Here is a 24,100-nt window from a genome sequence, read left to right on the forward strand (position 1 = left end):
CGGACGGGCTTGGGAAAGGCCACCCGAGGGGGTTAGGGGAGGGCGTAAAGGTAGTAGCGCCCATTTCCCAGGTGGAAAAAGGCCTCCTCAAAGGCCAAGCCCTCAATGGGGGTGTCCTTGGGGATGGCAAGGGTGAACGCCCCCACCCGGATCCCCTCGGGGAGGAGTTCCAGGGTCCCCGTGGCGAGTTCCTGGCTTTCCGCCTCCGGGTCGTTTAGGGGCGTGTAGAGGAGGCGCACGGGTAGGCCCTTAAGGCTAAAGAGCACGTTGCTGGGGTCGTGGAAGGGGGCCCGGTGGAGGAGGCGCTCCTCCACCTCCACCACCTCGCCCAGGAGGGCGTAGCGGTCCAGGGGCAAAAGGGCCTTGCCGCTTTCTAGAAGTACCAGGAACCGGGTGCGGTCCTCCTCGGAGAGGAGCACGGGGGCCTTGTGGGGGCCCACCTTGGGGTCTTGGTCCAGGCGCCCCTTGAGGAGCTCTTTGGCGGCCTTTAGGGCCTCTTCCCGCGTGGGGTAGAGGCTATAGGGGTTCACCTTGAAGAGGAGCTCGTAGCCCTTGGGGCCCTGGATGAGCCAGGCCAGGTGGAGCTCAAAGAAAAGGCGCTTTTGCCAGGCGGGGTGCATAGGGAGGAGTATACGCTTTGTGCCTTCACCCCTTGCCCAAAGCTATCGCCGGGTATACTCTAGGCCCGGTATGGCGCTATCGGAAGAGCGGGTCCTCGAGGCCCTGCGCACGGTGATGGACCCCGAGCTCGGGAAGGACCTGGTGTCCTTGGGCATGGTGGGGGAGGTGCGGCTGGAGGGCAAGCGGCTGGAAGTCCTCGTGAACCTCACCACCCCCGCCTGTCCCCTGAAGGGGCAGATTGAGGCGGACATCCGGAAGGCCCTTCTCCCCCTGGGCCTGGAGGAGGTGCAGGTCCGCTTCGGCGGCGGGGTGAAGGCCCCGGAGCAGTACCCCATCCCCGGGGTGAAGCACGTGGTGGCGGTGGCCTCGGGTAAGGGCGGGGTGGGGAAGAGCACCGTGGCCGCCAACCTGGCCCTGGCCCTAAGCCGGGAAGGGGCGGCGGTGGGCCTGCTGGACGCTGACCTCTACGGGCCGAGCCAGGCCAAGATGTTCGGCCTGGAGGGGCAGAAGCTTAAAGTGGACCAAAACCGAAAAATCCTCCCCTTGGAGGCCTATGGCATCAAGGTCCTCTCCATGGCCAACCTCGTTCCTCCGGGCCAGGCCATGATCTGGCGTGGGCCCATCCTCCACGGCACCCTGAAGCAGTTTTTGGAGGAGGTGAACTGGGGGGAGCTGGACTACCTGGTGGTGGACCTTCCCCCAGGCACCGGGGACGTGCAGCTAAGCCTGACCCAGCTCACCAAGGTTTCGGGGGGAGTAATCGTCACCACCCCTCAGGAGGTGGCCCTCATAGACGCCGAGCGGGCGGCGGACATGTTTAAAAAGGTGCAGGTCCCCATCCTGGGCGTGCTGGAGAACATGAGCGCCTTCCTCTGCCCCCACTGCGGCAAGCCCACCCCCATCTTCGGGGAGGGGGGCGGTAGGCGGCTTGCCGAGAAGCTCAAGGCCCGCTTCCTGGGCGAGATCCCCCTCACCCTTTCCCTGCGGGAAAGCGGGGACCAGGGGGTGCCCGTGGTGGCCAAGGACCCCGAGGGCCTCGAGGCCCAGGCCTTCCGCAAGGCGGCCCAGGAGCTCGCCGCCGCCTTGAGCGTCCAGACCTTCATCGCCCTGCCCATGGCCTGACATGGCCCTTCTCCTGGAAGGCACCAAGGAACGGGTTTTGGACCTCCTAAGGGTCAGGCCCCGCACCGCCAAGGAGGTGGCGGAGGCTTTGGGCATCAGCCAGGTGGCGGCCCGGAAGCACCTGGAGGACCTGGAGGCCCGGGGCCTGGTGCGCTCGGAGGTGCGGCGTTGCCCTGGCCGGGGCCGGCCCTACCGGCTCTACCAAGCCCAGGACGAGGGGGCACCCTACGCCGCCCTTTGCGGGGACGTACTAAAGGGCCTCGAGGGGGCCCTGGGGAAAGAGGGGGTGGTGCGGCTCCTTTTGGAAAGGAACCGGAAGCTCTTCGCCCCCCTAAACCTCCAGGGGCTTCCCCTCAAGGAAAAGCTAGAGCGCCTCGCCGCCTTCCTCCGCACCCAGGGCTACGAGGCGGAGGTGGTGGAGGAGGAGGGGAGGCTCTACCTCTGCCAGCACCGATGTCCCAAGCTCGCCCTTTCCCGCGAGCACGAGGCCCTTTGCCAAAGCGAGCTCCTCGCCTACCAGGAGCTTTTGGGCCTGCCCCTCTTGCGGGAAGAGCGCCTGGCCGAGGGGGGAAGCTGCTGCCGCTACCGCGTAGAATAGCGGGGTGTGGGTATACCGCCTAAAGGGGACGCCTTGGGAACTGGACCCCATCCTCCCCGAGCTCTTTGACCGGGGGGCGAGGGGCTTGGAGGAACGGGAAGGGGAGGTCCTCGCCTACTTCCCTGCCCCCCTGGACCTGCCCTACGGGGGGGTCTGGGAGGAGGTGCCGGACGAGGACTGGCTTTCCGCCTGGCGGCGCGACCTAAAGCCCGCCTTGGCCCCGCCCTTCGTGGTCCTGGCCCCTTGGCACACCTGGGAGGGGCCGGAGATCCCCTTGGTCATTGAGCCCGGCATGGCCTTCGGCACCGGGCACCACGAGACCACCCGCCTGGCCCTCATGGCCCTCGCCCGCCACCTCCGCCCCCGCGAAAAGGTGCTGGACCTGGGCACGGGAAGCGGCATCCTGGCCATCGCCGCCGCCAAGCTCGGGGGAGAGGCCTTGGGGGTGGACATAGACCCTTCCGTCCTCCCCCAGGCGGAGGCCAACGCCCGGCAAAACCGCGTGGCGGTGCGCTTCCTGGAAGGGAGCCTCACGGAGGCCCTGCCCTTTGGGCCCTTTGACCTTGTGGTGGCGAACCTCTTCGCCGAGCTCCACCAGGCCTTTGCCCCCCAGTACCGGGCGGCCCTGGCCCCCGGGGGGCGGCTTCTCGCAACCGGCATCCTCAGGGAAAAGGCCCCCATGGTCCGGGAGGCCCTGGTGGGTGCAGGCTTCGCCCCGTTGGAGGAGGTGGGGGAGGGGGAGTGGGTCCTCCTCGCCTACCGGAGGTAGCCCATGCGCCCCCACCGCGCCTACAGCCCAGGCCTTACCGGGGTGCTTTCCCTAAGGGAAAGCCGCCACCTCCTGGAGGTGCTCAGGGCCCGGGTGGGGGACCGGTTCACCGTGTTTGACGCCGAGCGGGAGGCCTTAGCGGAGGTGGTGGACCTGGGGCCCCCGGTGCGCTACCGCATCCTCGAGGAGCGCCGCCCCGAGCGGGAGGTGGGGGTGGAGGTGGTCCTCTACGTGGCCCTCCTCAAAGGGGACAAGCTGAGCGAGGTGGTCCGGGGGGCCACGGAGCTCGGGGCCACCCGCATCCAGCCCCTCGTCACGCAGCATAGCGTGCCCAAGGAGATGGGGGAGGGGAAGCTTAAGCGCCTCCAGGCCATCGCCGTGGAGGCGGCGAAGCAGTCGGGGAGGCTAAGGGTTCCCGAAATCCTTCCCCCCATTCCCCTCAAGGCGGTCCCCCAGGTGCCCCAGGGCCTCGTGGCCCACGTGGGGGCGGGCCGCCTGGTGCGGGAGGCCTTGGACCCGGAGAAGCCCCTGGCGCTCGCCGTGGGGCCCGAAGGGGGCTTCGCCGAGGAGGAGGTGGAGCTTTTGCAGGAGAGGGGCTTCACCCCCGTCACCTTGGGGCGGAGGATCCTGAGGGCGGAAACCGCCGCCCTCGCCCTCCTCGCCCTTTGCACCAGCGGGGAGGGAAGGTGAGGGCGTTTTTCCTTTTGCTCCTCCTCCTTTCCGCTTGCCGCTACACCTTTTTGCCCCTGGACCCGGGCAAGCCCTCTCCTCCGGAAAGGCCTTTCCTGGTGGCCCGGCTCATCCCGGAGGCGCAGGAGGCGAGGCTTGTCCTAAGGGTGGAGCGCCTGCTCCGTCCCGGCTACCTCCACCTCCTTTGGTACCGGGAGGAAACCCTCCTCCTGGAGAAGGCGCTTTTCCTGGAGAGTCCTGGGGAGTACCAGGTCCGGTTTCCCCTACAAGAGGGGTACCACCGCTTGGTGGGGCTTTTTGAAGGGGTGGCGCTTTTCCAGTTGGACCTGGGCACGCCGGGCCTACCGGACCCCGATGAACCAAAGGACCAGGGGGATGGTGAGGAAGGCCAAGAAGGTGGAAACCACCACGCTTCGCGCCACCCGTAGGGCGTCCCCGCCAAACTCCCGCGTCATGAGGAAGGCGTTCACCGCCACGGGGGTGGCGGACTGGAGGACCAGGACCTGGTGTTCCAGCCTGGGAAGCCCCAGAAGAAGCCCCGCCCCGTAGGCGAGGAGGGGGGCTAGGAGGAGCCTCAAGGCGCTGGCCGTGGCCTCAAAGGGGCCCACCTGGAAGCGGGTCTGGCCCATCTGCATTCCCAGGGTTAGGAGGAGGACGGGGATGGCCGCCTGGCCCATGAGCCGCACCCCCTCGTCCAGGCGGAAGGGGAGGGAGACCCCTAAGGCCTTTAGGAGAAGGCCCAGGAGGAGGGCGTAGAAGAGGGGCAGGCGCAGGGTGAGGCGAAGCCCTTCCCATAGCCCCCCGCCCCGGATGAAGGCCGGCCCCAGGCCGAACATGACCACGCTGGAGAGGACGAAGTAGACCACGGCCCGCCGAAGCCCTTCCTCGCCCAAGGCGAAGTAGGTGAGGGAAAGGCCCATGTTGCCGGAGTTGGGGAAGAGGCTACAGACCACGAGGCCTTTAAGCCCTTCCGGGGAGAGCCCAAGAAGCCTCCCCGTCCCTTGGATGAGGAGGAAGAGGAGGGCGTAGGTGAGGGCGAAGCCAAAGAAGAGCCCCCAAAGCCCTTCCCGGGTGTACTCCGCCCGGTACATGGCGTCAAAGATCAGGGCGGGCACCAGGAGGTAGAGGGTGAGGCGGCTTAGGGTGGTGAGGTCCATGGGCATGCGCCGGCCCAGGAGGTAGCCGGAGAGGACCACCAGGGCCACGGGGACCACGGTGTTGAGGAGGGCCTGCATGTGGGGCATTCTAGGGCTATGCCGAGCTATCGGGAACTGGCGGAGGCCATCCGCAAGGTCCTCCTGGAGGGGGCCGTGGCCCCGAGGAGGCAGGTTTTGTCCCTTCCTTGGGGGCAGTTTTTGGCCATGCCGGCGGCGGACGGGGAGGTGGCGGTGTGCAAGCTGGTGACGGTGGCGCCGGGGAAGGCCCCCATGGTCCAGGCGGAGGTGTGGGCCAAGCGCCTGGCCACGGGGGAGGTCTTCCACCTTCCGGGGGAGGAGCTCACCCAAAGGCGCACCGCCGCCCTTTCCCTCCTTGCCGCCAGCCTCCTTGCGCCTAGGCGGGAAGGGGCCCTCCTGGTGGTGGGGCCGGGGGCCCAAGGGGAGGCCCACCTCGAGGCCTTCGCCGAGGGCTTCCCCCTCACCCGGGTCCTGGTGCGGGGGAGGGGGCGGGAAAGGGTGTTGGCCTTTTTAGCCAAGGCCCAAGAACTGGGGCTAGAGGCTTCCGAGTGGCGGGAGGAGGAGGTCCCCGAGGACGTGGCCTTTATCGTCACCGCCACCCCAAGTCCCACCCCCGTCCTGCCCCCCAGGGTGCCGGATGGGGTCTTCCTGGCGGCGGTGGGGAGCTATCGCCCGGAGATGCGGGAGGTGCCGGAGGCCTTGGTGGCCCAGGCCGCCCTCTACTGCGACACGGAGGACGCCCTTGTGGAGGCGGGGGAGCTTCAGGGGCTAGACCGCCCCGCAATCCCCTTGCGGGAGGCCCTTTTGGGCAGGCGCGCGGAGGGGCGGTTCGTCCTCTTCAAGAGCGTGGGCCACGCCCTCTTTGACCTGGCGGCGGTGCGGGCCTATTTGCGCCTATAGCCGGACCACGATTTTGCCCGTGTGCCCGCGGTCCAAGAGGGCCTGGAAGGCGGCTTCCGCTTCCGCAAAGGGGAAAACCCTGCCCACCACGGGTTTGAGCTCCTTCCCAAGCCGGGGGAGGAGAAAGCCCAAGGCCTCCTCCACGAGGGCCCTTTCCCCCATGAGGGGCGCAAGCCAAAAGCCCAGGACGGCGAGGTTTTTCCGCATGAGCCGCAAGGGGGGGATGGGCACCACCTCCCCCTCCGCCGCCCCGATGTAGACCAAGCGGCCTTGGGGCTTGAGGAGGGCGAGGCTTTCCTCTATGGCCTTGCCCCGCACTTCCAGGACGAGGTCCACCCCGCCCAAGGCCTTCACCCTTTCGGGTAGCTCCTCGTAGGTGGCGGCAAGGTCCGCCCCGAGGCGCTCAGGGAGGGCGAGCTTTTCCGGCCTCGAGGCCGCCGCTACCACCTTTAGGCCCAAGGCCCTTGCCACCTGCACCGCCGCCGTGCCCAAGGCCCCCGCCGCCGCCTGGACCAGGACGCTTTCCCCGGGCTCCACCCCCGCCCGCTTTAGGGCCAGGTAGGCGGTGAGGAAGGAGACGGGGTAGGCTGCGGCCTCCTCTGGGGAAAGCCCATCGGGCACGGGCAAAAGGGCCGCCTCCGGCACCGCCACCCGCTCCGCCAGGCCCCCTTGGCCCACCAAGGCGGCGTAGCGCCCCTTCCCCACCCGCCCCACCACCTCCATCCCCGGGATGAAGGGTGGGTGGAGCCGGGTGAGGTAGGCTCCAAGCCGCAAGAGGTGGTCGGCGAAGTTCAGGCCCACCGCCTCCACCTGGAGGACCACCTCCCCGGGCCCCGGCTTGGGGTCTTCCACCTCCTTAAGGACCAAAGGGGCCCCTAGTTTCTCCTGCACCCAGGCTTGCATGGGGGTAGTTTAACCTGGCTTGGTATTCTTTAGCTGGATGACGGAGAAGAACCTCGCCCGCTTTTACCAAATCGCCCAAGAGATCTGGAGCCAGCTCCCGCCCTCGGCCCGTTTCCGGCCCCTGGAGGACGGGAAGATCCTTTCCCGAAATGCCTCCCTCATGGAGGGCTGGACGGAGGACCTGGTCCAAGGCTTTTACGACACCCTCTTCGGCCACCCCGCCACCCGGAGGGTCTTCCGCGAAGGGGAGAGGCCCGCCCGGGAGAAGACCCTAAGGGACTGGTACCTGCGCACCCTCAGGGGTCCCTTTAATGGCCAGTACTTCGCCTGGCAGGCCTTGGTGGGGCTTGTTCACGTGCGCCGGGGTGTGACCAACGCCATGATGGCCGCCATGTGGAACTGGCTGGTGGAGGAAGTGGGGCGAAGGGCCCGGGAGCACCTCCCCCTGGAGGAGGCCCGGGCCTTGGAGGACGCCTGGCGCCGCTTGGCCTTCACCGTCATGGCCCTCATCGCCGAGGAGTACCTGGAGGCCTACCTCGAGGCCCTGGCCCTCGCCAAGGGCCAAGACCCCCGGGCCTTTATAGAAGAGGCCCAGGAGGCCGCGGCCCGGCTTTTGGAAAGGCTTAAGCCCGCCTAGCCCTTCACCGACCCGGCCAAAAGCCCCCGCAGGAAGTACCGGCCCAGGAAGATGTAGACGAGCAGCGTGGGCAAGGCGGCCAGGATGGCCCCGGCCATGGGCAGGTTCCACTTCACCGCCTCCCCCCCGGCGAGCTGCGCCAGGGCCACGGTGATGGGTTGGCTTTCCGGCCGGGTCAGGGTCACGGCGAAGAGGAACTCGTTCCAGATCTGGGTGAACTGCCAGATGGCCACCACCACGAAGGCAGGGGCGGAAAGGGGCAGGATCACGTGGCGGAACACGCCGAAGAAGCCCGCCCCGTCTATCCGGGCGGCCTCCACCAGCTCATCGGGGATTTCGCTGTAGTAGTTTTTGAAAATCAGGGTGACGATGGGGATGCCGTAAATCACGTGCACCAGGATGAGGCCGAGGAGGGAGCCGTAGAGCCCAATGGCCTTCACGAACTGGAAAAGGGGGATGAGGATGCTCTGGTAGGGGATGAACATGCCGAAGAGCATGAGGGCGAAGAGGAGGTTGGAACCGGGAAAGGGCCACTTGGCGAGCACGTAGCCGTTCAGGGCCCCTACCATGGCGGAAAGCAGGGTGGCGGAGAGGGCCAGGACCAGGGAGTTTTGGAACTTGGGCCGGAAGGCTTCCCAAGCGATGCGGAAGCTCTCCCAGTACACGGGGTCAGGCCACTGCCAGACCGTGTCCAGGGTGATTTTGGCGGGCTCCTTGAGGGCCGTGAGAACCACCAGGTAGACGGGAAGGAGGAAAAACCCCGCCATGAGGAGGAGAAAGGCGTAGAGGAAGATCCGGCCCATCAGCGCCGCACCTCCTTTCTGAGTTGGCTTGCCAGGTAGGGGATGACCACCACGGCCACGAGAAGGAGGAGGAGGATGCCGATGGCCGCCCCTTTGGCGAACTGGTTGCCCCGGAAGGCCAAGAGGTACATGTAGATGGCGGGCACGTCCGTGGGGGCGTAGTCCAGGCCGGCCATGGCGAAGATGAGGTCAAAGATCTTCAAGGCGATGTGGCCCAGGACGATCATGGCGGAAAGGGTGATGGGGGCAAGCAGGGGGAGGATCACGTACCGGTAGGTCTGCCAGGGGCTAGCCCCGTCCACCTTGGCGGCCTCGAGGATCTCCACCGGGATGCCCCGAAGCCCCGCCAGGTAAAGGGCCATGGTGTACCCCGACATCTGCCACACCGCCGCCAAAATCACCCCCACCAAGGCCAGGCTAAAGCCGTGGGGTTCGGGGTAGGGGAGGAGGTGCACCCCCCGTCCCAAGGTGAAGGCCCAAAGGAGGAGCACCCCGCCCGAAAGGAGGGCAAAAAAGCGCCGCTTCCTCTCCCCTTCCCGGTGGGCCCGGTAGGCCACGTAGAGGAGCATGAGCCCCACCGCAAGGGCGGTGTAGAAGGGGAGTTGGTTCCAGTCAAAGACCAGGACCTGCTCCCGGGTGGTGAGCCAGGGGAAGGACAAAGGGGGTAGGCCAAAGAGGGTGGGCAGGACGTTCACCCCGCCTTGGGGTTGGAGGAGCCAGCGCCAGATGGTCCCCGTGACCACGAAGGAGAGGGCCATGGGGAAAAGAAAGACCGTGCGGAAAAAGCCTTCCCCCTTGGGGCTTTGGTCCAGCGCCACCGCCAGGAGAAACCCGAGGCCCAGGCTGCCCGCCATGAAGAAGAGGTTGAAGAAGATGAGGTTCACCACGCTTTGGCGGAAGCGCACGTCCACAAAGCCGGTGAAGAGCTCCTGGTAGTTGGCGAGGCCCACGAAGTGAAGCTCGGGCCTTTGGGCCAAGGCCTGGGCGGGGTTCTTGCCCCAATCGCTCAGGGAGACGTAGAGGTTTTGCCCGATGAAGCCGTAGACGAAGATGCCCACCGCCACCAAGGAGGGAAGGAGGACCAGGAAAGCCGTGATGCGGTCGCGCATGTTTCCTCGGGGAAAACCCCGTGGGGGACCAAGCCCCCACGGGGAGAAGGGCCCTTAGCGGCCCAGGCCCACCTGGTCGGCGATGGCCTGGGCGGCGTTGGCCGCCGCCTGCGGGCTCTTGGTCTGGAGGAAGATCTCCATCACCGTGCCGAACTGGCTCATGAAGCTCTCGGGCGCCACGGCCCCGTGGACCAAGGAGCCCACGATGCGGTTGGACTTCCAGTCCCGCATGGCCGCCTGGCCGTAGGCGTTGTACTTGGCGGGGTCGGAGTCCAGGCGGGCGGCGATGGAGCCCTTGAGGGGGTTGAAGGTGTCCTGCCCCTCCTTGGAGCCCACGAGCCTAAGCCAGTTGAGGGCGTTTTGGCGGTTCTTGGCCCCCTTGGGCAGGCCGAAGGAGTCGGAGAGCATCATGAAGACCCCCTGGGTGCCAGGGGAGGGCGCCCAGGCGAAGTCGGTGCCGGGGCGGAGCTTCAGGGTGGTGGCCATGTAGCCCGCCGCCCAGTCGCCCATGATGTTGAAGGCGGCCTGGCCCTGGACCACCCGGTCCACCGCCTGTTGCCAGGAGAGGCCAGCGGCGTCCTTGTTGGCGCAGTCCAGCACCTTGCCGAAGGTTTCCCAGACCGCCACCGCCTTGGGGTCGGTGAACTTCAGCTTGCCGTTCCAGAGGCTATTCCAGCCGTCCGCCCCCAGCATGGCCAGGGCCACGCTTTCCCACAGGTGCTGCTGCGTCCAGTTCTCGCCCAGGGCCAAGGGGGCTTGGAGGCCTTTGCGCTTAAGGGTTTCGCAGGTGGCGAGGAACTCGGCCCAGGTCCTGGGCGGGTTCACCCCCCACTCCCTTAGCTTCGCCGGGATGTACCACATGACGTTGGAGCGGTGGATGTTCACCGGCACGCTCCAGATGCCCCCCTTGTAGGAGATGAGGTCAATGAGCCCCTTGGGGAAGGCCTGGAGCCAGCCCTCCTGGCGGAAGAGGGAGGTGAGGTCCTCCATGCGGTTCGCCACCACCCAGGTGCCGATGAGCTCCATGCCGGCGTGGACCTGGAAGGTGTCCGGAGGGTCGCCCCCCAGCATCCGGGTCTTCAGAACCGCCTTGGCGTTGACCCCGGCCCCCCCGGTGACCGTGGCGTTGATGACCTCCACGCCCGGGTACTTCTGCTTGTAGAGCCGGATGAGGGCCTCGAGGGCCGGCCCCTCGTCCCCCGCCCACCAAGAGAAGATCTCCAGCTTGCCCGTCTGGGCCAGGGCGCTAAGCCCCAAAGCCATGCCGAGTACCCAAAGCCACTTCCTCATACCTACCTCCATTGCGACGTGGGCTTTCCGCCCACAGGCCGCCCAACTCAAAGAAGCGCGCCAAGAAGAGGCTCGCCCCGCCCACCGCTGCCGCCAGGTGCCCGTAGGAGGAGGGTTGGACGGAAAGGGCGCGGTGGGTTTCCAAGAAGGCGTGTTCCGCCAGCGCGCGGCGCATGGGGGCTTCCAGGAAGGGGAATAGCTCCGCTGCCTTCCCCCCCACCACCACCCGGGAGGGGTCGTAGGCCACGGCCAGGTTGGCGAGGAAGCGCCCCAAAGCCTCTCCCAGGTGGGCTAGGGAACGGAGGGCTAGGGTTTCGCCCCTCTTGGCCTCCGCCAAGAGGGCCTCGAGATCCTCCGCCTCCCCACCCAAGGCCTGGTAATGCCTCAAGAGGGCCCCAAGGCCGAGCTCGGTTTCCAGGCACCCCTTGCGCCCGCAGGCGCAGGGGGCCTCCCCAGGGCCAAGCCAGTGGCCCACCTCCCCCGCAGCCCCGTTGGCCCCTCGGAGGAGGCGGCCTTCCGAAACCACCCCTACCCCGAGGCCGGTGCTAAGGACGAGGTAGGCCAGGTTGGCTTCCCCGTGGAAGAAGACCTCGGAGAGGGCAGAAGCCTTGGCGTCGTTCTCCGCTAGGGCGGGAAGGGGAAAGGAGGCCAGGTAAGGGGTTAGGTCCAGGTCCCGCCAGCCTAGGTTTGGGGCGTAGAGGAGCCTGTTCCCCACCACCACCCCGGGCAGGGTGAAGCCGAGGCCCAAGGCCCCTTCGGCTCGGGGGAAGACCTCTTCCCGAAGCCGGCGGAAGCGTTCCTCGGGCCCCGCCTCCTTGGGCTGGGCCCACTCCTTCGCCCAAAGCACCTCGCCCCGCCAGTCCAAAGCGAGGAGGACCGTGCCCTCCACCCCGATTTCGGCGCCCAGGGCGAAACGCGCCCCCGGGCGGAGGTGCAGGAGGGTGCCCGGGCGGCCCAAGGGGGGGGAGGTGAACGCCCCTTCTTGCAAAAGCCCTTCCTTGAGGAGCTCGTCCACGAGCCGGCTCACGGCGCTTTTGGCCAAACCCGTGAGCCGGGAAAGGTCAGCCCGGGTGAGGGGGCCCCGCCGCAGGTGGCCCAGGATGGCGCGGCGGTTGAGCCTGCGGATTTCCTGCGTGTCCCCTTTGCGCACCCTCACCCCCTTTAGTTCGTTCTCAGGACTAAGTAAACCACCCTCCCCGTTCTTCGTCAAGCCCTTGTCAGCAGGGGCAAAGCGCCATAGCCTAAGGGCATGGCCCGCTAGGGCCTCAAAGCCAGGTCCGTTGCCCTGGTGCCTGGGCGCGTAGTCCAGGCTTAAAGTGGGGAAGTCCGGTGCAAGTCCGGCGCTGTCCCGCAACGGTAACCGGCCAAGCTACGGGGCTTTCTTCGCAGGCCGGAAGCCCGAATACCTGCCAGGGCCGTCCGCCTTTCCCCATGGCGGGCACCTCACGCGGATGGGGGGTTGGGGGCTTCCTGAGCTTTTCCCGCCCCTGCCGCTTTCGGCAGGGGCGTTGCCCTACCTCCCCCGGGCCCGGTGCGCCTGGCCCTAGCGGTCTAAAGGGAGGTGGGTATGAGGAAGCTTGTGGCGTTCTTCTCGGTCCTATTGGCCTTGGCCTTCGCCTTTCCCGTCACCCTCACGGACGACCTGGGCCGCCAGGTCACGCTCAAAGCCCCACCCAAGCGCATCGTTTCCATGTTGCCCTCGGTGACGGAAACGGTGTGCGCCCTCGGGGCTTGCGACCGCCTGGTGGCCACGGACGACTACTCCGACTGGCCGGAGAGCGTGAAGCGCCTGCCCAAGGCTGGGGGGCTTTACAACCCAAACCCCGAGCTCATCGTTTCCCTTAAGCCGGACCTGGTCCTGGTTTCCCGCTACGGGAGGCTTTACGAAACCTTAGAGCGGGCGGGGCTTACCGTGTTCGTGGTGCGGACGGAAACCTACGAGGACATCTTCAAGACCGTGCGCACCCTGGCCCAGCTCTTGGGGCTTCCCTCCCAGGGGGAGAGGCTGGTGGCCCAGATCCAGCGGGAGGTTTATGGGGAGGAGGTCCGGGCGGCCAAGGCCAAGGCCAGGCCCCGGGTTTACTACGAGATTGACCCCACCCCCTACACCGTGGGACCCGAGAGCTTCATCGGGGTCCTCATCCAGAAGGCCCGGGGGGTGAACATCGTCCCCAAGGAGCTTGGGCTTTTCCCCAAGATCGCCCCCGAATTCGTGGTGGAGAAGAACCCCGAGGTCATCGTGGCCACCTACCCGGGTGCCCGGGAAACCATCCAGAGCCGGCCCGGCTGGAACCGGGTGAGGGCGGTCCAGACGGGGAGGATCTGCGTCTTTACCGGGGGCGAGGATAGCCTCCTTTCCCGCCCTGGTCCCCGGGTGGCCCAGGGCCTGAAGCTACTCGTGGACTGCTTCCACGGGCGTTAGGCCATGACCCTCTCCTTGCCCCTTGCCCTCCGGCGAAGCCTCGTCTTCGCCTGGCTCCTCGCCCTTTTGGCCTTGGCCTTGGTCCTGGGGCTCGCCTTGGGGGCGGTGGCGGTGCCCCCAGGGGAGGTGGTGCGGGCCCTTTTGGGCCTCGAGGCCAACCCCATCGTCACCGAGCTCCGCCTTCCCCGGGTCCTCGGGGGGATGCTGGTGGGGGCGGCCTTGGGGGTGGCGGGGGCTGCCTTCCAGGGGCTTTTCCGCAACCCTTTGGCCGACCCCTACCTCATGGGGGCCGCCTCGGGGGCGGCCTTTGGCGTGACCCTCTTGGCCGTCCTCCTTGGGGGGCTTTCCCCCGCCTTCGCCCAGCACGTCGTCTTCCAGGGCCTCCCCCTTTCCGCCACCCTCTTTGGCTTCCTCGGGGCCCTCTTCGCCACCCTCCTCACCCTGGTCCTCGCCGGCGGGGTGGCGAGGACAGGGGAGTTGGTCCTGGCGGGGGTGGTGGTGGGGAGCGTGCTCACGGGGCTTACCACCTACCTCATGCTCCAGGACGCCGACCGGGTGCGGGCAGTCTTCGCCTATACCCTGGGGAACCTGGCCTTCCTGGGGTGGCCCTCGGTGAAGGCGCTGGCCCTTTTCCTCCTCCTTGCCCTGCCCCCCCTTCTCCTCCTGGGCCGGGTGCTGAATGCCTTGCAACTGGGGGAGGAGGTGGCGCAAAGCCTGGGGCTTCCCCTAAGCACCCTAAAGCTCCTCCTCCTCGCCGCAGCGAGCCTCCTCACCGCCGCCAGCGTGGCCCAGGCGGGGATCATCGGCTTCGTGGGGCTTGTCACCCCGCACGCCCTGAGGCGCCTTTTGGGGGAGGACTACCGGGTCCTCCTCCCGGCGAGCGCCCTGGGCGGAGCTGCCCTTCTGGCCCTGGCCGACCTCCTCGCCCGCACCCTCACGCGGCCCGCCGAGCTACCCGTGGGCGTGGTCACCACCCTTTTAGGAGGGCCCTTCTTCCTCTACCTCCTTTGGAGGCGCCGTGGACGGGCTTGAGGCTAGGGGCATCGTGGGGCCTTTTGCCCTGAAGGGGGTGGACCTCCTTTTGCGCCCGGGGGAGTGGGTGGCCCTCCTCGGGCCCAACGGCTCCGGCAAGAGCACCCTGCTTAGGGTAATGGCGGGGCTTCTTAGGCCCAAGCGGGGAGCGGTGTACCTGGAGGGAAAGCCCCTTAGGGCCTACGGGAGCTACGCCCGGGGCCAACGCCTCGCCTACCTGCCCCAAGGGGGGCCATACCCGGAGGGGCTCTTGGTGGAGGAAGTGGTGCGCCTCGGGAGGCTTCCCCACCTTGGATTATGGGGTAGGGAAGGAGAGGAGGACCGGGAGGCGGTGGCCTGGGCCCTGGAGGTGGCGGGGGCGGCCCACCTAAAGGGGCGGCTTCTCGGGACCCTTTCCGGGGGCGAGCGGCAGCGGGTCCTCCTGGCCCGCGCCCTGGCGGCGAGGCCCCGGTACCTCCTCCTGGACGAGCCCACCACCTACCTGGACCTGGCCCACCAGGCCGAGGTGGTGGCCCTCCTTAGGGGCCTGGCGGAGCGGGGGGTGGGGGTGCTCTCGGTCCTACACGACCCCAACCAGGCGGCCTTGGCCCACCGGGTGGCGGTCTTGCGGGATGGGCGCCTCCTTGCGGAGGGGCCGCCCGGGGCCGTGTTGGCAGAACCCCTTCTCCGGGGGCTTTACGGGCCCCGGGTGCGGGTGGCCCTTTTGGAGGGAAGGCCCCATGTCTATCTGGACGGATAGGGCCAGGCTGTACGTGCGGGGCGGGGTCCTCCTCCTAGACCTGGGAAGGGAAGCCCTTTTCTACACGGAAAGCGGCCCCCGATGGGCCCGCTACCTCCTGGTGGGGCGGCTTTACCCGCGGGATTGGCTTCGGCTTTCCCTTCCCCGGCAGGGGGTGCTCCACTACCCCCTTCCCGTGGATCCCTTGGCCTTTGAGTGGGAGGGCGATACCCTCGTCCTGCCGGGCCTCCGGGTCTACCTGGGAGGACCGCCCCCCTTCGTGGAAACCCCCTACTACGCCTGGTGCTTGACGGAGGGGGCGGAAAAGGGGTAGGGTGGCCTTACCGACCGTTCGGTCGTGGGGAGGTGTGCCGTGCGGCTCAAGGACAAGGTGGTTCTCATCACCGGGGCGGCCCACGGGATCGGCCGGGCTACCCTGGAGCTCTTCGCCCGGGAAGGGGCGAGGCTGGTGGCGGCGGACATAGAGGAAGGCCCCCTGGAGGAGGCGGCCTCCGCCACGGGGGCCATGCCCCTCGTCATGGACGTGGCCGACCCCGCCTCCGTGGAGCGGGGCTTCGGGGAGGCCCTGGCCCGGTTTGGCCGCCTGGACGGGGTGGTGCACTACGCCGGCATCACCCGGGACAACTTCCACTGGAAGATGCCCCTGGAGGACTGGGAGCTGGTGCTTAGGGTGAACCTCACGGGGAGCTTCCTGGTGGCCAAAGCGGCCTCGGAGGCCATGCGGGAGCGGAACCCGGGGAGCATCGTGCTCACGGCGAGCCGGGTGTACCTGGGGAACCTGGGGCAGGCGAACTATGCGGCCTCCAAGGCGGGGGTGGTGGGGCTCACGCGCACCTTGGCCCTGGAGCTTGGCCGGTACGGGATCCGGGTGAACGCCTTGGCCCCGGGGTTTATCGAAACGCGGATGACGGCCAAGGTGCCGGAGAAGGTGCGGGAGAAGGCCATCCAGGCCACGCCCTTGGGGCGGGCGGGGAGCCCCATGGAGGTGGCCTATGCGGCGCTTTTCCTGGTTTCCGACGAGTCTAGCTTCATCACCGGCCAGGTGCTCTTCGTGGACGGGGGAAGGACCATCGGGGCGGCGCCCGCCTAGCCTAGGGGTAAGCTTGGGGCATGCGGGCTTTGGGTTGGCTTTTGCTCCTGGTGGGCTTGGTGTTGGCTTGGCTTTTCCTTGGCCCCTTGGTGGCCTTCCTCCTTGCCTTCTTGTTCGTTCCCTTAGCGCTTTTGCTTGTCGCCTTGGCCTTGCCCTTGGCCCTTTTGGCCTTGGGGTTGGGGGTGGCGCTAAGCCTTATGGGGGTTTTCTTCAAGTGGCTTCTGCCCGTGGGCTTTCTCCTCCTAGGCCTTTGGCTGCTTCTAAGTCCCAAAAGGCCCATTCCCGAGGGGTGGTGAGGCATGGATTTTAGCGGACTGGATGGGCTTTTCCGCCGTATGACGGAGGAGGGCTTCCTGCCCGGGGCGGTGGTCCTGGTGGCCCGGGAGGGGGAGGTGGTCTTCCAGGGGACCTACGGCTTTCTGGACCCGGAGAGGGGCCTGCCCATGCGGGAAGACGCCCTTTTCAGGGTCTACTCCATGACCAAGCCCTGGGTTTCCGCCCTGGCCCTCTCCCTGGTGGAGGAGGGCGCTCTAAGCCTTCTGGACCCCGTGGAGAAGTACCTGCCTGGGTTTGGGGCCTTGCGGGTGGGGCGGGAGGTGGGCGGCGAGGTGCGGGAGGAGCCCCTGCGGGCCCCCGTCACCGTCTACGAGCTTTTGCGCCATACCGCCGGCTTCACCTACGGGGTCTTCTTCGCCTCCCCCGTGAAAAGGCTTTACCTCGAGGCCGGCGTGGACCGGTTTGACCTAAGCCGGGAGGCCTTTTTGGAGCGGCTTGCCGCTTTGCCCCTCCGCTTCCAACCGGGGGAGGCTTTTGAGTACGGGCTTTCCACGGACGTGCTGGGCCACCTCCTCGAGGCCGCCACGGGGAAAAGCCTGGCGGACCTGCTTGAGGAGAGGGTCTTTGCGCCTTTGGGCATGCGGGATTCGGGCTTCCAGGCCAAGGACCCCGTTCGCCTCGCCAAGCCCTTCCCCAAGGACCCGGAGACGGGCCGGCGCATCGCCCTCATCCCCGTGGAGGCCCCGCCCCCCCGCTACGCCGGGGGGATGGGCGGGGTGAGCACCGCTTCCGATTACCTGCGCTTCCTGGAGGCCTTGCGCACGGGGAAAGGCCTCCTCCACCCGCGCCTGGCCCGGCTCATGGCCGAGGACCACCTGGGCCCCCTCTACCCCGAGGGCCTGAAGCGGGGCCCCGAGTACCTCCCGGGCCCCGGGTACGGGTTTGGGCTGGGGGTGGCGGTCCGCCTGGGGGCGGGCCTTTCCCCGGGAAGCCCGGGGGAGTTCAACTGGGCGGGGTTTGGCGGCACCTACTTCTTCGTGGACCCCTCCTTGGGCCTAAGCGCCCTCTACATGAGCCAGGCCCCCAACCTGCTTTCCGTTTTGGAGCCCTCGAGGGCCCTCCATTCCCGCCTGGGGGCCAGGCTCCAGCACGCCTTCCGCACCCAGGTCTACCGGGCCCTTTAGGGTGTTGCTCCGCAGGTCAATCATCCCCGCCCGCCTCCACCCCCACGGCGGCGGCGAGGTCGGGGGGTAGGAGAAAGACCTTGTTCCCCAGGGCCACCCGCACGCCGTTTTGGCGCTCCAGGACCCGGAGGCGGGCCCCGGGGGTAAGCCCGAGCCGGGCCAGGAGGTGGAGCGTCCCCGGGTCTTGGACCAGGGCCCGCACCACCCGCGCCTCCCCGAGCGGGGCCTCGGTCAAGGGTGTGGCGGGCGCTTCCGGCAAGGCGAGGTCCTGGGTGGGGATGGGGTCCCCGTGGGGGTCAAAGGGGGGGTGGCCCAAGAGCTCGGCGATGCGGGCCTCAAAGGCCTCGCTGATCACGTGCTCTAGCCGCTCCGCTTCCTCGTGAACCTCCTCCCAGCCGTAGCCCAGGGCCTGGTGGAGGTAGGCCTCGAGGAGCCGGTGGTGGCGCAGGACCTCGAGGGCTACTCTCCGCCCAGCAAGGGTCAGGCTTGCTCCTTGGTAAGGCTGGTGTTCTACCAGACCTAGAAGGGCGAGCTTCTTGAGCATTTCGGTAGCCGATGGGGGGCGAACCCCCATCCGGCTTGCCAAGGCTTGGGTGGAAACCGGGGCTTGGCCTTCGAGCTCCAAGAGAAGGAGGTTCTTTAGGTAATCTTCCTGGGCTTCGGTAAGGGGGGGGCGCTGCATAGGAACCGGGATCGCTTAGCCAGGCCTAGTATAATCCAAAAGGGAGGTTCGGCAAAGGGCTTTGCGGTGGTTTTGCTTGGTATACTGAGGTCATAAGGTTATGGATAGCACTTTTCGCTTTCTTTACGCGCTAAGCTGGATGGGCCTTGTGGGCGGCCTTATGATTCGGCTTATCACCCTGCCCCCCAGAGGATGGGAGCTCGTGGGTTATTTGGCTGTGGGCGCCGTGTTTGCCTATGCCTTTGCTCAGGGGCCTAGAAGGGCTCCCAGGTACTTGGTTCACGGGGCTGGGCTTTATTTCTTTTTGGAAATCGCCCGCTCGCTACATCGCGGGGTGGAGAGTTGGCAATTCCTGTTGCTTGGCCCTTGGATCCCAGCCCTCTACGTGCTCGCTGCCTTTGCCCATCCCGTGGCGGCCGCCTGGCGATACTCGCTTATCTGGACCCTTTTGCTATACGGCATGGTGTCTTGGGGCCTGGAACGGCGGGAGGGGAGCGCCATTTTGGCGTATGTGGCTACTGCGCTTGTGGGCCAGCTTACGGTGGCTTCTCTTATTATCCTGTTAGCGCGCTTTAGGGAGATGTATGGGCAGACCCGTTTTTGGAGGGAGCAGGCCCTCACGTGTGCCCTTACGGGCTTACCCAACCGCCGGGCCTTTGAGCTCGCTCTTGCTCGGGAGATTTCTAGGGCAGAGCGTTACGGAACGCCTTTTAGCCTGGTTCTTGTGGACCTGGATCACTTTAAGAGAATCAACGATACCTTGGGCCACGACTATGGAGACGAGCTCTTACGCCGGGTAGCCCGGTTGCTTGTGGATCAGGTGCGCCGGGAAGATGTGGTGGCTCGGTGGGGTGGGGAAGAGTTTGCGCTTCTTTTGCCTTCCACGCGGGCGGAGGATGCCCAGCGTATAGCCGAACGGCTTCGCCAAGTTCTTCAGGCGCAAAACCTGGGGCTGACGGCGAGCTTCGGCGTGGCGGAATACGTGCTTGGGGAAGAAGAAGATAGCCTCTTCCGGAGAGCGGATCAGGCGCTTTACCGGGCTAAGGACGCTGGAAGAAACCGCGTGGAGGTAGCGGAATGAGGGCGATGGATCTTGCCTATTACCCTTACCCTTCCCGCCGCCACGTGGTCTTGGGGCGTCGGGGGGCGGTGGCCACGAGCCAGCCCCTGGCGGCCCTGGCGGGGATGGAGATGCTCCTCAAAGGAGGGAGCGCCGTGGACGCCGCCATCGCCATGGCCGCCTGCCTCACCGTGGTGGAGCCCACCTCCAACGGCATCGGGGGCGACCTCTTTGCCCAGGTTTGGGACGGGAGGCTCCACGGCCTGAACGCTTCCGGGAGAAGCCCCATGGCCCTTACCCCCGAGCGGCTTCCTGAGGGGAGGATGCCGGAGCGGGGCTGGCTTCCCGTGACGGTGCCCGGGGCGGTTTCGGGGTGGCGGGCGCTCCACCAAAGGTGGGGAAGGCTCCCCTTTCCCGAGGTCCTGGCCCCCGCCATCCGCTACGCCGAGGAGGGCTTCCCCGTGGGGCCGGAGACGGCGCGGGCTTGGAAGCGGGCGGAAGGCGTCTACCTTCCCCTCGAGGGCCCGGAGTTCGCCGCCTTCAAGGAGGTCTTCTTCCCCGGGGGCAGGGCGCCCAACGCGGGGGAGGTGTGGCGTAGCCCCTTCCACGCCAAGACCCTTAGGGAGATCGCCGAAACTTACGGGGAAAGCCTCTACCGGGGCGCTTTGGCCGGGGCCCTGGCCCGCTTTAGCGCCAACACAGGAGGCCTCCTCACGGAGGAGGACCTGAAGGCCCACGCCCCGGAGTGGGTGGAGCCCCTTTCCCTGGACTATAGGGGCCTCACGGTCCACGAGCTTCCCCCCAACGGCCAAGGGGTAGCGGCCCTTCTCGCCCTGGCCATCCTGGAGGGATTTGAACTAAGGCCCGAGGACCCCTTTAGCTACCACCTGCAGGTGGAGGCCATGCGCCTCGCCCTGAAGGACGCCTTCCGCTTCGTGGCCGACCCGAGGCACATGGAGCTAGACCCCCGGGCCTTCCTTTCCAAGACCTACGCCGCCGAAAGGAGGCGCCTCATTGGGGAAAGGGCCTTGCCCAAGGTGCTTCCCGGATTAAGGCCGGAGGGGACCGTCTACCTGGCGGCGGCGGACGGGGAGGTCATGGTCTCCCTCATCCAGTCCAACTACCAAGGGTTTGGCGCCGGGGTCCTGGTGCCGGGGACGGGGATCGCCCTGCACAACCGGGGCCTGGGCTTTTCCCTGGAGGAGGGGCACCCGAACCGGGTGGGGCCGGGCAAAAGGCCCTACCACACCATCATCCCCGGCTTCCTCACCCGGGAGGGGAAGCCCTTAGGGCCCTTTGGGGTGATGGGGGGGTTTATGCAACCCCAGGGGCACGTGCAGGTGGTGGTGGCCCTGGCGGACTTCGGCCTAAACCCCCAGGCGGCCCTGGACCGGCCTAGGTGGCAGGTGGTGCCGGGGCGTGAGGGGGACGAGGTGCTCTTGGAGCCGGGCATCTCCCAGGCCACGGCCCTTTTCCTCAAGGACCTGGGCCACCGGGTGCGCTACGAGGCGGAGTATGGGCTTTTCGGCCGGGGGCAGGTGATCCTGAGGGAGGGGGAGGTCCTGGTGGCCGCCAGCGACCCCCGGGCCGAAGGGCTCGCGCTTGCGCTTTAGCGTGGTATCCTTGGCCCGGGGCCTTTGCCCCTCCCATGCTGCGATTGGAAAACATCACCAAGCGCTTTGGACCCGTGGTGGCCAACCGGGGCATCACCCTCGAGGTGGGCCGGGGCGAGGTCCTCGCCCTTCTCGGGGAGAACGGGGCGGGGAAGACCACCTTGGTGAGCGTCCTCTATGGCCTCTACGCCCCCGATGAGGGGCGGATCCTCCTGGACGGGAAGGAGGTGCGCATCCCCTCCCCCAGGGCGGCCCAGCGGCTTGGCATCGCCCTCGTGCCCCAGCACCCCGAGCTCATAGAGGCCCACACCGTGGCGGAAAACCTGGCCCTGGGGCTAGACCTCCCGCCCTTTTTCGCCCGGCGGGCCTTGGTGGGGCGGCTTAGGGCCTTGCTTCAGGACCACCCTTTGGGGGTGGACCTCGAGGCCAAGGTGGAAAGGCTTTCCGCCGGGGAAAAGCAACGGGTGGAGCTCCTAAGGGCCCTCCTAAACCGTCCCCGGATCCTCATCCTGGACGAGCCCACGAGCGTCCTTACCCCCAAGGAGGCGGAAGAGCTTTTTCAGGAGATCGCCCGCCTGAAGGCCGGGGGCCTTGCCGTCATCTTCATCAGCCACAAGCTGGACGAGGTCTTGGCCATCGCCGACCGCATCGCCGTGCTCCGGGCGGGGGAGAAGGTGGGGGAACTCCCGCGGCAGGAGGCGGACAAGGAGCGCCTGGTGCGCCTCATGGTGGGCCGGAGCCCTAGTCCCCCGCCCAAGGCCCCGCCGCCCCGGGAGGAGGTGGTCTTGGAGGTGGAGGACCTCCTGGTCCCCCGGCACGGCTTTCCCGTCCAAGGGGTTTCCTTCGCCCTCCGGGCGGGGGAGGTCTTGGGCGTGGCCGGGGTGGCGGGAAGCGGCCAGAAGGAGCTCGTGGAGGCCCTGGCGGGGCTTAGGCCCTATCGGGGCACGGTGCGCTTTTTGGGGAGGCCCCTGCCCAAAGACCCCGCCCAGGTTTTCTCCCTGGGCGTGGCCCATATCCCCGAGGAACGGGCCATGGGCGTGGTGGGGGGGATGAGCGTGGCGGAGAACCTGGCCCTTAGGACGTATCCCGCCTATGCCCGGTTTGGGCTTTTGGACTACCGGAGCTTGGAGGAGGAGGCTCGGGCCCTCATGGCCGCTTACGCCATCAAGGCCCCTTCCCCGAGGACCCCGGTGCGCTTCCTTTCGGGGGGCAACGTGCAAAAGGTGATCCTGGCCCGGGAGCTCAAGGGGGGCCCCCGGCTTGTCCTGGCCATGCACCCCACCTACGGGGTGGACGTGGGGGCGGCGGAGGAGGTGCACGGGAGGCTTTTGGACCTGGCCCGGCAAGGGGCCGCCATCCTCCTGGTGAGCGAGGACCTGGACGAGATCCTGGCCCTCTCCCACCGGGTGGCCGCCTTGTACCACGGAAGGCTGGTGGGGCCCGTTCCCCGGGAGGAGGCGGACCGGGAGCGGCTTGGCCGCATGATGGCGGAAGGACGGGCATGAGACTGGAGCTAGACCCCGCCCCTACCCCCAGGAAGGTGGCTTTAAGCTACGGGGCTTTCTTGCTCCTGGCCTTCCTCCTTTTGGGCCTTCTCTTCCTCGCCTATGGGGTCTCCCCCCTAAAGGCCTATGGCCTCCTCCTTTCCCCGCTTTTAGACCCCTTGGGCCTGGCGGAGGTGGCCCGCAGGGCCATCCCCCTCCTCCTCATCGGGGCGGGGCTCAGCCTTGCCTTCCGGGTGGGGTTCTTCAACATCGGGGCCGAGGGGCAGCTCCTCATGGGAGCGGTGGGGGCGGCCTACGTGGCCCTTTTCCTGCCCCCGGGGCCCTATACCCTCCTCCTCATGTTCTTCCTTGGGGGGGCGCTTGGGGCCTTGTGGGCGGGGTTTGCCGCTTGGCTTCGGGTGCGCTTCGGGGCGAGCGAGATCCTCACCACCCTGATGCAGAACTACCTGGCCTACTACTTGGTGGTCTACTTGGTGGCGGGGCCTTGGAAGGGGCAGTTCGTCTTCGGCTTCCTCTACACGGACCGCTTCCCCGAGGCGGCCAGGCTTCCTAGGCTTGGGGAAACCCTCGTCCACTGGCCCACCCTGCTCCTTGGGGTGGGGGCGGCGCTGCTTCTCCACCTCCTCCTCTTCCGCACCCCCTTGGGCTTCGCCTTGCGCATCCTGGGGGAGAACCGGGAGGCGGCGCGGTACCTGGGGCTTAAGGAGGGGCGGCTTCTCCTCCTGGTGGCTGTGGCCTCGGGCCTCCTTGCCGGGTTTGCCGGGGTGGGGGAGGTGGCGGGGATCCACGGGAGGCTTTTGGAACCCGCCCAGATCTCCCTGGGCTACGGCTTCACCGCCATCCTGGTGGCCTGGCTCGCCCGGGGAAGGCCGGGGCTTACCCTCCTCACCGCCCCCCTCCTCGGGCTCATCCTGGCGGGGGGGGACGCCTTGAAGCTGGCCTTCTCCATGCCCTTTCGGGTAGTGGACGTGGTGGCGGGGCTTTTGCTCCTGGCCTGGATCGGGGCGGAGGCGGCAAGCCGCCACCGGATCCTTTGGAGGCGCTGATGGAAGAGGCGTTGGTGCGTGCCGTGCTTTTCGGTACCCCTATCCTCCTCGCCGCCTTGGGGGCCCTCCTGGCCGAGCGGAGCGGGGTGGTGAACCTGGGGGTGGAGGGGATCATGGCCCTTTCGGCCCTCGCCGCCTTCGCCGCCGCCTTGGGGGCGGGGCCTTGGGTGGGGGCGGTGGCCGGGGTGGGGGCGGGGGTGCTCCTTTCCCTTTTCCTGGGGCTTTTCGCCATCACCTTGAGGGCCAACCCCTTCGTGGCGGGGTTGGCGGTGGCTGCCCTGGGCCTTGGGGCCTCGGGGATCTTGGGGAAGCGCTACGAGGGGGTGCCCCTAGAAAACCCCTTGCCCGAGGTGCCTTTGGCCCTCCTTTCCCTCCTCTTGGCCTTTCTCCTCCACCTCCTCCTCTACCGGAGCCGGTTTGGCCTTTACCTGAGGAGCGTGGGGGAGAACCCCAAGGCGGCGGACCTCTTTGGGGTGGGCGTGGAGGGGGTGCGCTACCTGGCCTTGGGGCTTGGGGGTGGGCTGATCGGCCTTGGTGGGGCGTACCTTTCCTTGGCTTACCGCCCTTCCTGGACGGACGGGATGACCTCGGGGCTTGGCTGGGTGGCCATCGCCTTGGTGATCCTGGCCGCCTGGGAGCCCCTGCGGGCGGTCTTTGGGGCCTACCTCTTCGGCCTCCTCTTCTTCCTGCAGTTTCGGCTTCAGGGCAGTGTACCTATACCGTCCGAGGCCTTCGCCGCCATGCCCTACCTTCTGGTTATCCTGGTCCTGGCCCTCTCGGGCCGGTCCCGGGCCCCCAGGGCCCTGGGCCAGCCCTTTGAGCGGGGGAGGTGAA

General features: G+C 67.5%; 27 protein-coding genes and 1 riboswitch. Of the genes, 19 read left to right on the forward strand and 8 right to left on the reverse strand.

Annotation, left to right across the window (positions count from 1 at the left end; translation table 11 throughout):
• Positions 1 to 32: 32 nt before the first annotated feature.
• The gene (locus tag LXN00_RS09375) at positions 33 to 620 is read right to left on the reverse strand and encodes a hypothetical protein (protein WP_234507610.1); all 588 of its coding nucleotides are present in this window, start codon (positions 618 to 620) and stop codon (positions 33 to 35) included.
• Positions 621 to 690: 70 nt separating this feature from the next.
• Between LXN00_RS09375 and LXN00_RS09380 the strand changes: the two genes are divergently transcribed.
• Genes LXN00_RS09380 through LXN00_RS09400 form a run of 5 tightly spaced genes read left to right on the forward strand, consistent with a single transcriptional unit; the run spans position 691 to position 4,228 of the window.
• The gene (locus LXN00_RS09380) at positions 691 to 1,743 is read left to right on the forward strand and encodes an Mrp/NBP35 family ATP-binding protein (RefSeq protein ID WP_234507611.1); all 1,053 of its coding nucleotides are present in this window, start codon (positions 691 to 693) and stop codon (positions 1,741 to 1,743) included.
• Between the two features lies 1 nt (position 1,744).
• Positions 1,745 to 2,341: a helix-turn-helix transcriptional regulator gene (locus LXN00_RS09385; protein ID WP_234507613.1), complete on the forward strand. Its 597-nt coding sequence runs from the start codon at positions 1,745 to 1,747 to the stop codon at positions 2,339 to 2,341.
• Between the two features lie 4 nt (positions 2,342 to 2,345).
• On the forward strand, positions 2,346 to 3,110 hold the full coding sequence (locus tag LXN00_RS09390; RefSeq protein WP_234507615.1) for a 50S ribosomal protein L11 methyltransferase: 765 nt from the start codon (positions 2,346 to 2,348) through the stop codon (positions 3,108 to 3,110).
• A gap of 3 nt (positions 3,111 to 3,113) precedes the next feature.
• Positions 3,114 to 3,800 carry a 16S rRNA (uracil(1498)-N(3))-methyltransferase gene (locus LXN00_RS09395; RefSeq protein WP_234507617.1) on the forward strand — a complete coding sequence of 229 codons (687 nt, stop codon included), beginning with the start codon at positions 3,114 to 3,116 and terminating at the stop codon, positions 3,798 to 3,800.
• On the forward strand, positions 3,797 to 4,228 hold the full coding sequence (locus LXN00_RS09400; protein ID WP_234507620.1) for a hypothetical protein: 432 nt from the start codon (positions 3,797 to 3,799) through the stop codon (positions 4,226 to 4,228). The genes LXN00_RS09395 and LXN00_RS09400 overlap by 4 nt, the downstream gene beginning before the upstream one ends.
• Here the strand turns inward: LXN00_RS09400 and LXN00_RS09405 are convergent.
• On the reverse strand, positions 4,142 to 5,044 hold the full coding sequence (locus LXN00_RS09405) for an AEC family transporter (RefSeq protein WP_234507622.1): 903 nt from the start codon (positions 5,042 to 5,044) through the stop codon (positions 4,142 to 4,144). The two genes, LXN00_RS09400 and LXN00_RS09405, sit on opposite strands and share 87 nt — an antisense overlap.
• 9 nt (positions 5,045 to 5,053) lie before the next feature.
• Here LXN00_RS09405 and LXN00_RS09410 point away from each other — a divergent pair, with 9 nt between their 5' ends.
• Positions 5,054 to 5,875 carry an ornithine cyclodeaminase gene (locus tag LXN00_RS09410; protein ID WP_234507623.1) on the forward strand — a complete coding sequence of 274 codons (822 nt, stop codon included), beginning with the start codon at positions 5,054 to 5,056 and terminating at the stop codon, positions 5,873 to 5,875.
• On the opposite strand, the gene LXN00_RS09415 is transcribed toward LXN00_RS09410, so the two are convergent.
• Positions 5,870 to 6,778, reverse strand: a complete 909-nt coding sequence (locus LXN00_RS09415) for a zinc-binding dehydrogenase (protein ID WP_234507625.1) — start codon at positions 6,776 to 6,778, stop codon at positions 5,870 to 5,872. The two genes, LXN00_RS09410 and LXN00_RS09415, sit on opposite strands and share 6 nt — an antisense overlap.
• A gap of 37 nt (positions 6,779 to 6,815) precedes the next feature.
• Here LXN00_RS09415 and LXN00_RS09420 point away from each other — a divergent pair, with 37 nt between their 5' ends.
• Positions 6,816 to 7,415: a protoglobin domain-containing protein gene (locus tag LXN00_RS09420; RefSeq protein WP_234507628.1), complete on the forward strand. Its 600-nt coding sequence runs from the start codon at positions 6,816 to 6,818 to the stop codon at positions 7,413 to 7,415.
• Here LXN00_RS09420 and LXN00_RS09425 read toward each other — a convergent pair.
• From LXN00_RS09425 to LXN00_RS09440, 4 genes are read right to left on the reverse strand one after another with little or no spacing between them, the layout of a single operon-like run.
• On the reverse strand, positions 7,412 to 8,218 hold the full coding sequence (locus LXN00_RS09425) for a carbohydrate ABC transporter permease (RefSeq protein ID WP_234507630.1): 807 nt from the start codon (positions 8,216 to 8,218) through the stop codon (positions 7,412 to 7,414). The two genes, LXN00_RS09420 and LXN00_RS09425, sit on opposite strands and share 4 nt — an antisense overlap.
• The gene (locus tag LXN00_RS09430; protein WP_234507632.1) at positions 8,218 to 9,327 is read right to left on the reverse strand and encodes a carbohydrate ABC transporter permease; all 1,110 of its coding nucleotides are present in this window, start codon (positions 9,325 to 9,327) and stop codon (positions 8,218 to 8,220) included. Before LXN00_RS09430 ends, LXN00_RS09425 begins: the two co-directional genes overlap by 1 nt.
• A 54-nt stretch (positions 9,328 to 9,381) precedes the next feature.
• Positions 9,382 to 10,617, reverse strand: coding sequence for an ABC transporter substrate-binding protein (locus LXN00_RS09435; protein ID WP_234507634.1), 1,236 nt, complete (start codon positions 10,615 to 10,617; stop codon positions 9,382 to 9,384).
• Positions 10,574 to 11,767, reverse strand: a complete 1,194-nt coding sequence (locus tag LXN00_RS09440; RefSeq protein ID WP_234507636.1) for an ROK family transcriptional regulator — start codon at positions 11,765 to 11,767, stop codon at positions 10,574 to 10,576. The genes LXN00_RS09435 and LXN00_RS09440 overlap by 44 nt, the downstream gene beginning before the upstream one ends.
• A 119-nt stretch (positions 11,768 to 11,886) precedes the next feature.
• Positions 11,887 to 12,046, forward strand: a riboswitch (cobalamin riboswitch).
• Between the two features lie 138 nt (positions 12,047 to 12,184).
• Here LXN00_RS09440 and LXN00_RS09445 point away from each other — a divergent pair.
• The 7 genes from LXN00_RS09445 to LXN00_RS09475 are packed head-to-tail and all read left to right on the forward strand — an operon-like array spanning position 12,185 to position 17,360.
• Positions 12,185 to 13,039, forward strand: a complete 855-nt coding sequence (locus tag LXN00_RS09445) for an ABC transporter substrate-binding protein (RefSeq protein WP_234507638.1) — start codon at positions 12,185 to 12,187, stop codon at positions 13,037 to 13,039.
• Between the two features lie 3 nt (positions 13,040 to 13,042).
• Positions 13,043 to 14,071 (forward strand): FecCD family ABC transporter permease, encoded by a 1,029-nt coding sequence (locus tag LXN00_RS09450; RefSeq protein ID WP_234507640.1) that lies wholly within the window; start codon positions 13,043 to 13,045, stop codon positions 14,069 to 14,071.
• Positions 14,058 to 14,810 carry an ABC transporter ATP-binding protein gene (locus LXN00_RS09455; RefSeq protein ID WP_234507642.1) on the forward strand — a complete coding sequence of 251 codons (753 nt, stop codon included), beginning with the start codon at positions 14,058 to 14,060 and terminating at the stop codon, positions 14,808 to 14,810. The genes LXN00_RS09450 and LXN00_RS09455 overlap by 14 nt, the downstream gene beginning before the upstream one ends.
• The gene (locus LXN00_RS09460; RefSeq protein WP_234507644.1) at positions 14,791 to 15,123 is read left to right on the forward strand and encodes a hypothetical protein; all 333 of its coding nucleotides are present in this window, start codon (positions 14,791 to 14,793) and stop codon (positions 15,121 to 15,123) included. Before LXN00_RS09455 ends, LXN00_RS09460 begins: the two co-directional genes overlap by 20 nt.
• Positions 15,124 to 15,162: 39 nt before the next feature.
• Positions 15,163 to 15,900 (forward strand): SDR family oxidoreductase, encoded by a 738-nt coding sequence (locus tag LXN00_RS09465; protein WP_234507646.1) that lies wholly within the window; start codon positions 15,163 to 15,165, stop codon positions 15,898 to 15,900.
• Between the two features lie 20 nt (positions 15,901 to 15,920).
• On the forward strand, positions 15,921 to 16,196 hold the full coding sequence (locus tag LXN00_RS09470; protein ID WP_234507648.1) for a hypothetical protein: 276 nt from the start codon (positions 15,921 to 15,923) through the stop codon (positions 16,194 to 16,196).
• A 3-nt stretch (positions 16,197 to 16,199) separates the two neighbouring features.
• Positions 16,200 to 17,360, forward strand: a complete 1,161-nt coding sequence (locus LXN00_RS09475) for a serine hydrolase domain-containing protein (RefSeq protein WP_234507650.1) — start codon at positions 16,200 to 16,202, stop codon at positions 17,358 to 17,360.
• Positions 17,361 to 17,376: 16 nt separating this feature from the next.
• On the opposite strand, the gene mntR is transcribed toward LXN00_RS09475, so the two are convergent.
• Positions 17,377 to 18,042: a manganese-dependent transcriptional regulator MntR gene (gene mntR, locus LXN00_RS09480; protein ID WP_234507652.1), complete on the reverse strand. Its 666-nt coding sequence runs from the start codon at positions 18,040 to 18,042 to the stop codon at positions 17,377 to 17,379.
• Positions 18,043 to 18,202: 160 nt separating this feature from the next.
• On the opposite strand from mntR, the gene LXN00_RS09485 reads away from it, so the two are divergent.
• The 5 genes from LXN00_RS09485 to LXN00_RS09505 are packed head-to-tail and all read left to right on the forward strand — an operon-like array spanning position 18,203 to position 24,099.
• Positions 18,203 to 19,123 carry a GGDEF domain-containing protein gene (locus LXN00_RS09485; RefSeq protein WP_326491136.1) on the forward strand — a complete coding sequence of 307 codons (921 nt, stop codon included), beginning with the start codon at positions 18,203 to 18,205 and terminating at the stop codon, positions 19,121 to 19,123.
• A 5-nt stretch (positions 19,124 to 19,128) separates the two neighbouring features.
• Entirely contained in the window at positions 19,129 to 20,715 is a 1,587-nt protein-coding gene (locus LXN00_RS09490; protein ID WP_234507796.1) for a gamma-glutamyltransferase family protein, read from the forward strand.
• A gap of 35 nt (positions 20,716 to 20,750) precedes the next feature.
• A complete protein-coding gene (locus LXN00_RS09495; protein ID WP_234507657.1) occupies positions 20,751 to 22,220 on the forward strand; it encodes an ABC transporter ATP-binding protein in 1,470 nt (489 codons plus the stop codon).
• Positions 22,217 to 23,266, forward strand: coding sequence for an ABC transporter permease (locus LXN00_RS09500; RefSeq protein WP_234507659.1), 1,050 nt, complete (start codon positions 22,217 to 22,219; stop codon positions 23,264 to 23,266). Before LXN00_RS09495 ends, LXN00_RS09500 begins: the two co-directional genes overlap by 4 nt.
• Entirely contained in the window at positions 23,266 to 24,099 is an 834-nt protein-coding gene (locus LXN00_RS09505; protein ID WP_234507660.1) for an ABC transporter permease, read from the forward strand. The genes LXN00_RS09500 and LXN00_RS09505 overlap by 1 nt, the downstream gene beginning before the upstream one ends.
• The last annotated feature ends 1 nt before the right edge of the window (position 24,100 follow it).

Origin of the sequence: Thermus brockianus (assembly GCF_021462505.1) — a bacterium.
GTDB classification, from domain to species: Bacteria; Deinococcota; Deinococci; order Deinococcales; family Thermaceae; genus Thermus; species Thermus hydrothermalis.